Source organism: Streptomyces sp. 1222.5 (genome assembly GCF_900105245.1).
Lineage (GTDB): Bacteria > Actinomycetota > Actinomycetes > Streptomycetales > Streptomycetaceae > Streptomyces > Streptomyces albidocamelliae.
On sequence record NZ_FNSZ01000001.1, the window covers coordinates 3,413,576 to 3,426,360 of the forward strand.

Genomic DNA, 12,785 nt, shown 5'->3' on the forward strand with positions numbered 1-12,785 from the left:
CCTGTCCTCGGTCCCCATCCCGTTTCACGGGCCGCTCACTCCTTCCGCCGCCGGAATCCGGTCGCGCCGCGGCCCGCGCCCCGGTGCGCGCCCTCGCCGCCGGTCTTCACCAGCCCCAGCTCGCCCGCGAGCGCCCACAGCGCCTGCTTCACGGTGCTCCTGGCATCCAGTTCGTGCACCCGGCCCGCGTCCACCACCGCCTGAAGCTCCTTGAAGTTGGCCGGGACGGCCGTGCGCGCCAGTGCCGTGCCCGTGATGCGCTGCACGAGGGCCGGCTGGATCTCCGTGTTCCGCGTGTGCCGGTTGACGACCACGGTCGTCTCCTCCGCCTTGCGGATCTGGAGCCGGTCCCACATCCGTACCGTCCGCTTGGCGGCGCGTACGGCGACGACGTCGGGTGTGGTGACCAGCAGGGCGGTGTCGGCCATCTCGACGGCCGCCGCGCCGGCCCCGCCGAGCTGGGAGCCGCAGTCGATGACGACGATCTCGTAGCGGGAGCGCAGGGCGCTGACGATCTGCCGGGCCGCGCGGTCGGTGACCTCCTCGCCGCGTTCGCCCTCGCCGGGCGCGAGGAGCAGGGCGAGGCCGGTGTCGTGCCGGAAGACGGCGTCGGCGAGGACGCGCGGGGAGATGTCGGTGATGGTGGCGAGGTCGACCACCGAGCGGCGGAACTGGATGTCCAGGTAGGAGGCGATGTCGCCGGTCTGGAGGTCGAGGTCGACCAGTGCGGTGGCGCGACCGGAGGCCTGGGCGGCGAGGGCCAGCTGGATGGCGGTCAGGGTGGTGCCGGTGCCGCCCTTGGCCCCGCTGACCGTGACGACCGTACCGCCGGCTCCGCCGATCACGTCGGCGCCGTGGCCGAGGTGGCGCCGTACGCCCGTCGACCACTGGGCGACGGCCTGGACGCGGCCGGCGAGCTCCTCGTACGACAGCGGGAGCGCGACCAGGCCGCGGGCGCCGGAGTCCATGGCGGCGGCGAACAGGCCGGGGCTCGCGTCGGTGGTGACGAGGACGACGCCGACGGCCGGGAAGCGCAGCGCGACCTCGCGGATCAGTTCCAGCGCCGGTACGGGGCCGATGCGCTCATGGACGACGACGACTTCCGGGAGTTCGTCGACGGACTCGGCGGCGAGCCGGGCGAGGGTGTCGACCAGGTGGGTGGAGTCGGCCGCGGGCGGCTGCGGTTCGGCGTCGGGGAGCTGGCTGAGCAGGGTGGTGAGGGAGCGGACGGCGTCCGGGTCCGAACCGGCCGGGAGGATCCTGGTGGGCATGGCCGCCTCTCACTTGTCCGTCACGAGTTCGTAGGTGCGGTCCTTGTCCGGGACGCTGGTCTCGCCGCCGGGTGCCACCAGAGCGAGCCGGACGCGCTGGGCGAAGGACTCGGCGTAGGTGATGCGCTGGGCGTCGAGGGTGGACAGCGCGAAGGTGATGGGGACGGCCTCGGTGGGCTGCTGCTGGTCCTTGCTGCGGTCGGGGTCGAGGGCGGTGATGTGACCGACGTCGAGGACCCGGGCGTTGGTGACGATGATCTTCGACTGGTCGGGGTCGCCCTCCTTCTTCCCCTCGAAGGTGGCGTAGACGTTGACCCGCGAGCCCGGGGTGATCTTGCCCGCGACGCCGGTGGCCGCGTCGATCATGATGGCGACCTCCTGCTGCCCGGGCTGGAGGGCGGGCTGGTCGACGATCATGTCGGTCTGCAGCAGGGAGCCGGCCTGGAGGGTGGTCACGGCGATCTTGCCCTGGATCTGGCGGAGGTCGGTGACGGCGTTGGCGGACAGCCACCTCTTCGGCATCTCGGTCTTCTCGAACTGGCCGGTGCTCAGGGCGGTGTACGGCTCCACCTTGGATTTCACCCGGTAGGCGGTCACCTCGGGGCCGACCTTGGAGTTCACGTCGCGGATGACGGAGAGCACGCCGGCGAACGCGCCGAGAGCGCACAGGACCGACAGGATCAGGAGTATCACGCCGCGGCGCTGACGGGAGTTCATGAACCGTGCAACCTCATTGGGGGAATCGGTCGAGCGGGATGTGAGTGTCGGGCCGGGCCCGCGGCCCGGGGTCGGTCCGGTCAGGCGGGCGTGCGTTGCTCCAGGGCGCGGGGAGCGGGCGGTTCGTGGACGGGCGGGGTGGCCGAGCAGAAGACGCAGCGGTCGCCGATGACGTCGAGGCCGCACCAGTGGCAGCTGGTCTGCCGTACGGACGTGACCAGTTGGTAGAGCACCGAGAGGTCCGCGAGGTAGCTGCAGAACTCGATCATCCGGCCGGTCCCCCACCACACCGGGGACTCGGCGGGCAGCGGCGTCTCGCGCACACCGTGCGCGTTCCACGCCGTGCCGAGGCCGGCGGCCCAGTCGCTCTGCAGCTGCCCCTTGGCGACGAGCAGCCAGGTGCTGAACTCGGGCCCCTTCAGCGTGACGTCGGGGCCGATCCGCACGAGCTGCGGCTCGGGGTGGGCGAGCACCGCGAACTGGCTCCCGGGCACCCAGGACTTGGCGTGCGCCTTCAGTCCGACGGGGACGCGGTCCAGCTTGGCGACGGAGCCGAGGACGGCGCCGGCGTGGATGTAGTGGGTGAGCAGGCGCCCGGCCGAGGCGAGCACACCCGGGCTCAGGTCGCAGGAGGCGAGCTGGCGCAGCTGCCGGGCCAGGACGGCGATGCCGAGGGGCGGCAACTCGGGCCGGAACAGGGCGATGCGGTCGCTCTCCAGCAGGGAGCGCAGGGTGTGCAGCCGTCGTACGACGGGTTCCGGAGTGGCCGGTGAACAGACGACCACCACGTATCCGTACTGTTCGATGAGGGCGTACAGCTCGGTGAGGACGTGGTCCAGCGGACGCCGGTCGATGTCGCGCAGCACGACGGCGGGCATGGTCCGTTCGTCCTGCGCCGGCAGCGCCATGTCGGCGCTGGTCACGGCAATGGCAGTTGGCACGCGCAGCTCCCCGCTCTCACACCCGCCGCCGGCCCACCGGTGTAACTCCCAGGCGCCGGAACGACTTCATTGCGTGACTACCTGAGCACTGTATCCACGGCCGTGAGACCGGAGAACAGCGTTTGTGAAGCTCGCGTGGAACTCTCTTGACGCAAGTCCCGCCAAAACCGGACAGGTTGCGCCGGTGGACGGAAACGGTTTTGGTCTGGACCTCTTGACACCCGGATTGGTCTGGACCAACTTGTACGCCAGCGGTGGCCACCGTTCCTCACCTCTCCCCGCCGAACTCCCCCACCGGAGGCCCCAGTGGACCGCGCACCAGGCATACCCAGACCCCGCAGCGGGCGGCTCGCGACGTGGTCCGCCGCCACCGCCCTCGCCCTCTCGGTCGCCGGCCTCGCCGCCGCCTCCCCCGCGTCCGCGGCGGACGTCAACAACGTCAGGAACGCGGGCTACGAGTCGGGCCTGGCCAACTGGACGTGCACGGCCGGCAGCGGGGCGACGGTCTCCTCGCCGGTGCACGGGGGCACGGCCGCCCTGAAGGCGACCCCGGCCGGGCAGGACAACGCGAAGTGCACCCAGTCGGTGGCGGTCAGGCCCAACTCGACGTACACGCTGAGCGCCTGGGTCCAGGGCGGCTACTCCTACCTGGGCGTGACGGGCACGGGCACCACGGACGTCTCCACCTGGACCCCCGACTCCGCGTCCTGGAAGCAGCTCACGACGACGTTCACCACCGGGGCGTCCACGAACTCCGTCACCGTGTACACCCACGGCTGGTACGGCCAGGCCGCCTACTACGCGGACGACGTCTCGGTCTACGGCCCCGACGGCGGCGGAGGCGGCGACCCGGCCCCGACCGTCCCGGCCGCCCCGGGCGGTCTGACCGTCTCGGGCACGACCTCCTCGTCGGTCTCCCTGTCCTGGTCGGCGGTGTCGGGCGCGACGGGCTACAACGTCTACCGCAACGGTACGAAGGTGACGGCGGTGACCGGCACCTCGGCCACGGTGACGGGCCTCGCGGCGTCGACGTCGTACCCCTTCCAGGTGACGGCGACCAACGCGGCGGGCGAGTCGGCGAAGTCGGCGACCGTGACGGGGACGACCTCCGCGACCGGCGGAGGGGGCGGCGGGGGCGGCTCGGTGCCCAAGCACGCCGTGACGGGCTACTGGCAGAACTTCAACAACGGCGCGAAGGTCCAGAAGATCTCCGACGTCCCGTCCGCCTACGACATCATCGCGGTGGCCTTCGCCGACGCGGCCTCGACGCCGGGCGCGGTCTCCTTCAACCTGGACTCGGCGGGCCTCGGCGGCTACACGGTCGACCAGTTCAAGGCGGACATCAAGGCCAAGCAGGCGGCCGGCAAGAAGGTCGTCGTCTCGATCGGCGGCCAGAACGGCACGGTGTCGATCAACGACTCGGCGTCGGCGGCGAACTTCGCGAACTCGGTCTACTCGCTGATGCAGACGTACGGCTTCGACGGCGTCGACATCGACCTGGAGAACGGCCTCAACGCGACGTACATGACCCAGGCCCTGCGCTCGCTGTCGTCGAAGGCGGGCTCGTCCCTGATCATCACGATGGCCCCGCAGACGATCGACATGCAGTCGACGTCGAACTCCTACTTCCAGACGGCGCTGAACATCAAGGACATCCTCACGGTCGTCAACATGCAGTACTACAACAGCGGTTCCATGCTGGGCTGCGACGGCAAGGTCTACAGCCAGGGCTCGGTCGACTTCCTCACCGCGCTCGCCTGCATCCAGCTGGAGGGCGGCCTCTCCCCGTCCCAGGTGGGCCTCGGCCTCCCGGCCTCCACCAGCGGCGCCGGCAGCGGCTACGTCTCCCCCACGGTGGTCGACAATGCCCTGGACTGCCTCTCCAAGGGCACGGGATGCGGCACCTTCAAGCCCTCCAGGACCTACCCCGACCTCCGCGGCGCGATGACCTGGTCCACCAACTGGGACGCGTCGGCGGGCAACGCCTGGTCCAACGCGGTGGGAGCGCACGTGCACGCGATGCCGTGAGCAGGCCCTGTCCCTGACACCCGGCGCCCGGAGCCTTCACGGTTCCGGGCGCTGTGTTGCGGGGGCCCGGCGGCCAGGGACCACACCACCCCAGCGCAGCGATCCGGCCAGTCCACCGAAGCCCGCAGCACGAGGCGATCACTCGTGAGGTACAACGTTCTGCGGTACTGCCGAGCATGCTCATGCCGAACGGGGAGGGTTCACGTGGGGTTGCCGCCTGATCTGAAGGTCATAGCGGAGAACATGATCAAAGCCTCCATGGGCCTTGCGGACACAGTCATGGTGGCTACCGCCGAGGCTGCCGTCGCCCTGTCCAGTGAACTGGCACGGCAGCACGGCATGGCTGGTGACGACGACGCAGGCGCCGCCTTCGCCGAGGTGTACCGCTCGGCCGCATCGACAACCCTGGACATGCTGGGTTACAGCGCGTACGTCATCGGTGAGGCGGGCGAAGGGCTGATGCGGAACGCAAGGGAGTTCATGGCCCGGGAAAGCGCAGTGGCCTCCGCGATCCTTCAAAAACAGGTCGACCTCACCTACACCATGGGGGATCCCGGCCAGGCATGCAGCCAGAGGTTCCTCAACCTGGGGCAGGACCTCCCTGAAGTGGTCGGCGAGACGTCCGCCTGGGATAAGTACGCACCAGCAGGCAACAGTGACCGCTTCCGTGGCTCTCCGGACAAGCTACGGGACGTCGCCGACTCCTGGAGGGCAGGAGGGAAGCTGGTTCAGCGACTGCTCAAAGATGCCCAGGCATACGCCTCAACGGCCGACAAGGCGCACTCGGGGCAGGCCGCCGATGCCTTCCACCATTACTTCTCCAACAGCATCGGGTTCGTATGCCCATCCGATCAGGTACATCCTGAAGATCCGCTGTTCACCAACCTGGTGGGCGCCTGCATGCAACTCGCGAAGGCCTGCGAGCGCTACGCTGATCATGTCGAGGACGCCAGGCAGAGGATACTTGAACATCGCGTCGATCTGTTCGCGATCGACATGCCCTGGGACTCACCGATGTTCGGGGGAAACGGCTACGACGGCGGCCTGAAGGACGCCGTCCTCTCGGACCCGTACATTCGTGCGCTGGGCGACGTCGCCCACGCTCTGGATTCGTCCGAGAAGCGAGTGAAGCTGCCTCCGGGCAGCAAACCGGACACCCCCTTGTTGCCCGGCATCCCCTTGCTTCCGATCTTGGGCCGGGTCCCGGTGCTGGTCGCCTCGTATAAAGGTCATGCGCCGGCCATTGTCCCGATGGCCAGCCCGTACGACCCCACCCTCAACCGAGATCCACTCCCGCCGGACCCTGGCTCAACGCGCATCCTCAGCCTGGCGGACCAGCAGCGATTCGCGAGCTGGGTGAACACCCTGCCTCCCGGCGGCTTCGCCGGAGGCCAGGGTCCGACGACCCCTGCCAACGCCTACCAGATGCGCGTTGCGGGATACCCGGAGCGTGAGGTCCCCCTGCCGCCCGGCATCGGGAAGAGCGGCAAGGGACTCATGGTCGACGGCATGCGTAAGGTCGACGGTTACGCGGTTGAGGCCAAGTACGTGAAAGAACCGGGTAAGTGCAAGTCGTTCCGTCTGGTCAGCAGCGTCGATCGCACTCTGGGTACGCCGCCGAAGATCGACCCGCGAACCGGCAAAATGAGGTTCGACCCACACCTTGACGGCATGTACTTCGGCGACGGAGCGGAACTGAACCGGTATCGGGCCGCCCTTGACGATCCGCGCAATGACGAGATCCGCGGATTCGAGATCATCACCAATGACCAGCAGTCGGTGCCGTACTGGCAAAGCATGATGGCCATGAGCGGAGTCAACGGCAGCGCTCGTTACATTTCCTGATGAAGGTAGATATGGCAGACTCAATCGCCCAACGCACGACATTCAGTTTCGCACCGCCCGTAGACGATGCCGCCGCCTGGGGCTTGGAGTTGGACGACTTCGCCAACCGATTGACACAAGCTTTTCCAGGCACCGAGACGTGGAGAGTGGGGGCTTCTTTCCCGCGCCCACAGGAAGGTCTCGGGTTCGACATGCCCTTGGGAGGTGGAGCGAGGATGGAGGGATTGGTGTCGGCCCCCTACCCCCAGGTCGGCGCCGTCATGGCTGTTGACGCCACACCCGGCGAGGCCGCCGTTCTCGCGTGCTGGCTCAGAGATCGTTACGCGCCCTCCCCGAACCTGGTGCACTTCACCAGCGAGAGAGCTTTGGAGTTGGGCGTCACCGAGCACGAGCGCGTCCCTGCGATCGGAGACGTGCACGAGATCGCACGCGCGCTTCAGGACCACCTCGACGAGGTGGAAGCCTGAAGCCGGGCGTCGACGACTCCACCCTCGAAGATCCTTCGCGGGGCCACGGGGCCGCCACGGAAGCAGGCGGCCCCATGACAACCGGCTCACTCCTCGGCATACACCTCCGCGGCGTCCACCGCGTGCACCGCCCGTCTCATCCACAGCGTGAGCAAGTCCTGGCTGCCGCAGGCGGCCACACGTGACCGGACAACGCTGGTGACCGGGATACCGCGCCACTCCAGGGTCCGGAGGAGCATCTCCGGTTCGGCCTGAATGCGCCGATATCTTTACCAGTACTGGCGGACGTCGTCCCCGCCGGATGTTCGCACGACGTGATCAACGAGTTAGGCGGCCACAAGTTCGCACCAGACGTACTTGCCCCGGTCGCCGAACCGGGCAGACGGCTGCCAGCCCCAGTGGTCCGCACAGGCCCGCACCAGCCCGAGCCCCCGACCGTCCTCGCTCTCCACGACCTGCCCCAGCGGCCGTGGGGCGGGCGGCGGCCCTGGGTCGGTGTCCCACGCCCCGATCCACACCACCCCCTGCGCGGTACGGCGCACCCGCAGCGCCGCCGGCCCCTCGGTGTGCCGTACCGCGTTGGACACCAGCTCCGTCGCCAGCAGCTCCGCGGTGTCCACCAGGCCGATCAGACCGTGCAGGGTCAGGATCAGGCGCAGGGTGCGCCGGCAGACGGTCACCGCTCTGGCGTCGTTGGGGATGTAGAGCGTGTAGTCCCAGGACCCGCTCTCGGGCATGCGTCATCAACTCCGTTGCTGAGCAAGGGTTTCGTGCGCGGTGGCATTGCCGTGGACGCCTTGGCAGGACGGCACGGTGCGCTTCCGCTGCGTATGCGGTACGTCACTGAATGTAGACATTAGAAATAAGGTTCAGCAAGGCGATCCCGTAATCTGACCCCGAACGAGGTGCACGGACGCACGGGTTGAACCTAGGAGCGGTCGATGGGGACCAAGCGTGAGCCCACAGCGCGGCAGATGCGGCTGGCCGTGGAGCTGCGCAGACTCCGCGAGGCGGCGGGCCTCAGTTCCCGCGAAGCGGCTGCGCTGCTCGGCGTGAACTCCGTCCAGATCAGTCAGATCGAGTCCGGCACCTCAGGCGTGAGCGAGCAGCGGCTGCGTCGCATGGCGGCCAACTACGCATGCGTGGACACGGAGTTCGTCGACGGCCTTGCTGCGATCGCGGCCGACCGGACGCAGGGCTGGTGGGAGGCCTACCGAGGTCAGTTGCCCACGCCGTTCATGGATCTGCCCGAACTGGAGCACCACGCCCGCTTCCGGTGGGACGTCGAGTTCCTGCACGTTCCTGGCCTGCTCCAGACAGCCGACTATGCCCGGTCCCTCTTCTCCTACGTGAACCCGGAGTTTCCGCAGAGCGATGTCGAGCGGTGGGTCGAGCACCGGATGGCGCGCAGGATCGTCATCGAGCGCCCGGACCCGGTTCCGTACGAGGCGCTGATTCACGAGGGCGCCCTGCGCATCAGGGTCGGTGACCGGGCCACAGCGCGGGCTCAGCTCACTCGCGTCCTGGAGAGCTCCGAAGCCGACCACGTCACCGTGCGCGTCGTCCCCTTCGATCTGGACGACTTCGGCGGGGCGGGGAGTGCCATGGTGTATGCCGGTGGCCAGGTTCCCAAGCTGGACACCGTGGTGCGGGACGGACCGGGCGGACCGGTGTTCATCGACGCAGAAGCCCAACTCAACCGCTATCGAACGCTCTTCCGTAGGGTGGAGGCGGTGTCACTCGATCCCGACCGTTCGCGTGACTTCATCCACCAGCTGGCGAAGGAGCTGTGAGCATGCTGACCCCTGGCACATGGAAGAAGTCCTCCTACTCGGGCGGCGGGCAGGGGGACGCCTGCGTGGAGATCGCCCAACGGGCCACCCACATAGCCGTCCGCGACTCCAAGGCCCCCGCCAGAGCCACCCTCACCTTCCCGGCCGCCGCCTTCGCCCCCTTCATCCACGCCCTGAAGAACGCCCATGTGCATCTCGACCGCTGAAGCCGCGTTCTCCGGCACCACCCTGTACTGCGGGCGGCAGCGGCATCCCGTGCATGGGCTCATCCATGTCATGGGGTACCAGAACACGGCGCTCAACCTCGCCGCCGGGCCCAACGCCATGCTGCTCCACCTGCCCACCCGGCGGCTCGCGCCCGAGCAGTTCGTGTCCGTCGGGCGGGCCGACGACATCCTGCGCCGGATGGTGGACGCCGTGGAGATCAAGGACGCCCAGGACGACGGCATCGCCTGGATGGGCCTGAGCCGCTCCCCCGTGCGGGTCTTCGACCACGACGTGTACACCGTGCTGCTCGCCGACGACCCCCGCCTGATCCCCGCGGCCCTCCACCAGGTCCCCTGGAACAGGCGACCCGCGATCAGCCCCGAGCTGCTGGACTTCTACGCCGGGCACTTCCCCGACCACGCCGTCGCCCTCTGCTGCTTCGACAACGCCGACGCGCGGCGGGCCAAGCCGCTGCTGGTCCGGTACGAACCCCTCGACCCCGACCGGTTGAGCGTGCCGGCGCTGGACAGCCACACCGGTGGGCCGCCCGAGCTCGGCGCGGACGTACCCGTCGACCACTGGGTGCTGTTCTCCACCGACGAGGCCCCGGACGACTGGGGCGCACCCGTCATCTACCCCGAGCGGATGCGGCACAGCCTGCGGGCCTTCCTGCCCGACAGGGTCGTGGGACGGTACTACGGCGGCGGCCGGGCCCTGCCCAACGGTGACTTCGGCATCAGCCACCAGGATCTGCTGACCGGTGACCTCGACCGCATCGAGCGGTATCGGCCGGCCGCCGTCCACTAGACGCCGGCCCAGCCCGCCAAGCCCTCCTCAGCAGATCCGCGGCCACACCCGGCGAACCTCCTCCGCCCTGCGACAGTGGTCCTCGATCCAGTCCTCCTCCGGCCGCATCCCCAGCGCCGTCGTCAGACGGTCGGGGTCGTGGACCGTCACGGCCAGGGAGCGGTCCTCGATCATGTGGAGGACGAGGTTCAGGCCCCGGTCGTGGCCGATTCTCGCCTCCCTGCCCGGTCCGAGTTCGAGCAGCGCGGCCTGCCAGAGGTCCAGGTCGCCCGGGAAGAGGTAGACGTCCAGACGGGCGTCGACCCAGCTCGCCGACACGAGCACGTCGGCCCGGAGGTTGTGGCTCCCGGGGCGCGAGGGGCCCGTCACCCGTACGACACAGCGGTTCCCCCGCTCGTCCGCCAAGTGGACCAGGTCCACCGCACCCACCGAAGCCGAAGCCGCGGCCGCGGCCGCGCTCACGACAGCACCGGCACCGACCCCCGCACCCGCACCACTCACCGCAGACATCCCGCACTCCCCTTCCCCATCGACCCGCATCCTCCCGCAGCCCTGTTCGAACGGCTCCGGCCCAGCCCTTTTCGGCCGAGCCGCTTTGACTCATCTTGACCTGACCATGACACGGCAGGACCATGAGGGCGCCCGCACCGACGCACGTCGCACTGAAGCACCCCCACCTCCACCCCAAGGAGTTTTCATGCGACTTCGCACCCGTGGCTCCGGCGCGCGCGGCGGCAGACGTGCCGCCGGCCTCGGCGCCCTGCTGGCCCTCGCCCTCGCCGCTCCAGTGGCGGCGACCGCCCCGAGCGCCAGCGCCATCAGCACCCGCAAGGCCGCACCCGCCGGCCAGGACATCCGGCAGTACGAGATCCACCAGCGCTCGACTCCCGTCACGCGTACCGCCATTCAGGCCACCGGCGTCACCGTGGACGAGGCCGACGAGGAGACGGTCGTCGTCTCCGGGCGCGCCGACCAGATCCGGAAGCTGCGCCGACTCGGCTACGAGGTCAGCCCGTTGGGCGCCGCTCCGGCGCGGGCCGGGGCGCGACTGTACGACTTCCCCAGCGCCGACTCGAAGTACCACAACTACGCCGAGGCGAACGCGGAGATCGACCAGCGGCTGGCCGCCTACCCGGGCATCATGAGCAAGCGCGTGATCGGGAAGTCGTACCAGGGGCGGGACATCGTCGCCATCAAGGTCAGCGACAACGTCGGGGCCGACGAGGACGAGCCCGAGGTGCTGTTCACCGCCCATCAGCACGCCCGGGAGCACCTGACCGTGGAGATGGCGCTGTACCTGCTGCGCGAGCTGGGCGCGGGGTACGGGAAGGACTCCCGGATCACGAACCTCGTCGACAGCCGGGAGATCTGGATCGTGCCGGATCTGAACCCGGACGGCGGGGAGTACGACATCGCCACCGGCTCGTACCGCTCGTGGCGGAAGAACCGGCAGCCCAACTCCGGTTCCTCGGCCGTCGGTACGGATCTCAACCGGAACTGGGACTACAAGTGGGGCTGCTGCGGTGGGTCATCGAGCAGCAAGTCGTCCGAGACGTACCGCGGTGCCTCCCCCGAGTCCGCGCCCGAGGTCAAGGTGGTCGCCGACTTCGTCCGCAGCCGGGTCGTCGGGGGCAAGCAGCAGATCAAGGCCGGGATCGACTTCCACACCTACAGCGAGCTGGTGCTCTGGCCGTTCGGGTGGACGTACAACGACACCGCGACCGGCATGACGGCCGACGACGCCGCCGCCTTCAAGGCCGTGGGGCAGAAGATGGCCGCGAGCAACGGGTACACCCCGGAGCAGTCGAGCGACCTGTACATCACGGACGGGTCGATCGACGACTACCTGTGGGGTACGCAGAAGATCTTCGACTACACCTTCGAGATGTATCCGACGTCCGCCTGGAACGGCGGGTTCTACCCGCCCGACGAGGTGATCGAGCGGGAGACCTCCCGCAACAAGGACGCCGTGCTGCAACTGCTGGAGAACGCCGACTGCATGTACCGGGCGATCGGCAAGGCCGCCCAGTACTGCAGCTAGCTTCTCAGGCCTCTTCGAAGTAGGCGTCGAGCACCGCGTCCAGCTGCTCGTCCCACTCCTGGAAGCGCGCCCTGGCCGTCGCCTCGATCTCGATCGGGTACCAGCGGCGGTCAGGGGTGTGCACGGTGATCGTGAACCGCTTGCCGAAGCGGGGCGACTCCGTCTCCACGGCGGCGATCTCGTCCCAGCGGAACTCGCAGGACTCCTCGTCCAGACGGAGGCGGACGCCCTTGCGGTCGGCCACTATCCGCGCGCGGCGGTCGGCGGCCTCGAAGACGGGGCCGTCGGCCACGTCCTCGTCGTCCGCCTTCTCCGCCTGGTCCGCCGGCGCTTCGTCCGACGGCTGGTCCGGGCCTGCCGGCGCCTCGGACCCCGGTTTCCCGGCCGCTGCCGAGTCCGCCTCCGCCACCGCGTCCTGCGGCTCGGCCTCGTCCTCGCTCCCGGCCTGCGCCGGAACCGCGGCGGGAGCCGTGATGCCGGGGATGAAGGCCGGGTCGAAACCGGCACCCTTCACGGGCTCGCCCTCGAGGGGCTTGCTGCTCGATCCTATGCGCTGCTCCACGGCGGCAGTATGGACGACTTACCTGTGCCGGAACCAGTCAGCCCGCCCATCCCTTGGTTCACACGGGTCACCGATGGCCGACATGCACGGCTCGAACGGCTCGAAC

The 12,785-nt window shown here is 69.1% G+C and carries 13 protein-coding genes; 7 read left to right on the top strand and 6 right to left on the bottom strand.

Annotation, left to right across the window (positions count from 1 at the left end; all coding sequences use genetic code 11):
- Positions 1-35: 35 nt before the first annotated feature.
- The 3 genes from BLW57_RS15225 to BLW57_RS15235 form a co-directional block, all read right to left on the bottom strand.
- Positions 36-1,271 carry a CpaE/TadZ family protein gene (locus tag BLW57_RS15225; protein WP_093475092.1) on the bottom strand — a complete coding sequence of 412 codons (1,236 nt, stop codon included), beginning with the start codon at positions 1,269-1,271 and terminating at the stop codon, positions 36-38.
- A 9-nt stretch (positions 1,272-1,280) separates the two neighbouring features.
- Positions 1,281-1,988 (bottom strand): Flp pilus assembly protein CpaB, encoded by a 708-nt coding sequence (gene cpaB, locus BLW57_RS15230; RefSeq protein WP_093475094.1) that lies wholly within the window; start codon positions 1,986-1,988, stop codon positions 1,281-1,283.
- Positions 1,989-2,068: 80 nt separating this feature from the next.
- A complete protein-coding gene (locus BLW57_RS15235; RefSeq protein WP_093480704.1) occupies positions 2,069-2,896 on the bottom strand; it encodes a hypothetical protein in 828 nt (275 codons plus the stop codon).
- A gap of 339 nt (positions 2,897-3,235) precedes the next feature.
- Here BLW57_RS15235 and BLW57_RS15245 point away from each other — a divergent pair, with 339 nt between their 5' ends.
- The 3 genes from BLW57_RS15245 (at position 3,236) to BLW57_RS15255 (ending at position 7,269) form a co-directional block, all read left to right on the top strand.
- Positions 3,236-4,957: a chitinase gene (locus BLW57_RS15245; RefSeq protein ID WP_093475095.1), complete on the top strand. Its 1,722-nt coding sequence runs from the start codon at positions 3,236-3,238 to the stop codon at positions 4,955-4,957.
- A 204-nt stretch (positions 4,958-5,161) separates the two neighbouring features.
- The gene (locus BLW57_RS15250; RefSeq protein ID WP_256339486.1) at positions 5,162-6,802 is read left to right on the top strand and encodes a restriction endonuclease fold toxin-2 domain-containing protein; all 1,641 of its coding nucleotides are present in this window, start codon (positions 5,162-5,164) and stop codon (positions 6,800-6,802) included.
- A 215-nt stretch (positions 6,803-7,017) separates the two neighbouring features.
- The gene (locus tag BLW57_RS15255) at positions 7,018-7,269 is read left to right on the top strand and encodes a hypothetical protein (protein WP_073889112.1); all 252 of its coding nucleotides are present in this window, start codon (positions 7,018-7,020) and stop codon (positions 7,267-7,269) included.
- A 326-nt stretch (positions 7,270-7,595) separates the two neighbouring features.
- On the opposite strand, the gene BLW57_RS15260 is transcribed toward BLW57_RS15255, so the two are convergent.
- Entirely contained in the window at positions 7,596-8,006 is a 411-nt protein-coding gene (locus tag BLW57_RS15260; RefSeq protein ID WP_093475097.1) for an ATP-binding protein, read from the bottom strand.
- A gap of 204 nt (positions 8,007-8,210) precedes the next feature.
- On the opposite strand from BLW57_RS15260, the gene BLW57_RS15265 reads away from it, so the two are divergent.
- Genes BLW57_RS15265 through BLW57_RS15275 form a run of 3 tightly spaced genes read left to right on the top strand, consistent with a single transcriptional unit; the run spans position 8,211 to position 10,076 of the window.
- The gene (locus BLW57_RS15265) at positions 8,211-9,062 is read left to right on the top strand and encodes a helix-turn-helix domain-containing protein (RefSeq protein WP_093475098.1); all 852 of its coding nucleotides are present in this window, start codon (positions 8,211-8,213) and stop codon (positions 9,060-9,062) included.
- 2 nt (positions 9,063-9,064) lie between these two features.
- Positions 9,065-9,268: a DUF397 domain-containing protein gene (locus BLW57_RS15270; RefSeq protein WP_093475100.1), complete on the top strand. Its 204-nt coding sequence runs from the start codon at positions 9,065-9,067 to the stop codon at positions 9,266-9,268.
- The gene (locus BLW57_RS15275; RefSeq protein ID WP_093475101.1) at positions 9,249-10,076 is read left to right on the top strand and encodes a hypothetical protein; all 828 of its coding nucleotides are present in this window, start codon (positions 9,249-9,251) and stop codon (positions 10,074-10,076) included. The genes BLW57_RS15270 and BLW57_RS15275 overlap by 20 nt, the downstream gene beginning before the upstream one ends.
- A 27-nt stretch (positions 10,077-10,103) precedes the next feature.
- Here the strand turns inward: BLW57_RS15275 and BLW57_RS15280 are convergent, their stop codons facing one another.
- Positions 10,104-10,496 (bottom strand): DUF5959 family protein, encoded by a 393-nt coding sequence (locus BLW57_RS15280; RefSeq protein WP_143688826.1) that lies wholly within the window; start codon positions 10,494-10,496, stop codon positions 10,104-10,106.
- 277 nt (positions 10,497-10,773) lie between these two features.
- Here BLW57_RS15280 and BLW57_RS15285 point away from each other — a divergent pair, with 277 nt between their 5' ends.
- The gene (locus tag BLW57_RS15285; protein WP_176985591.1) at positions 10,774-12,117 is read left to right on the top strand and encodes a M14 family metallopeptidase; all 1,344 of its coding nucleotides are present in this window, start codon (positions 10,774-10,776) and stop codon (positions 12,115-12,117) included.
- A gap of 4 nt (positions 12,118-12,121) precedes the next feature.
- Here BLW57_RS15285 and BLW57_RS15290 read toward each other — a convergent pair whose 3' ends face one another.
- Positions 12,122-12,679 carry a hypothetical protein gene (locus tag BLW57_RS15290; RefSeq protein WP_093475104.1) on the bottom strand — a complete coding sequence of 186 codons (558 nt, stop codon included), beginning with the start codon at positions 12,677-12,679 and terminating at the stop codon, positions 12,122-12,124.
- Positions 12,680-12,785 lie beyond the last annotated feature (106 nt).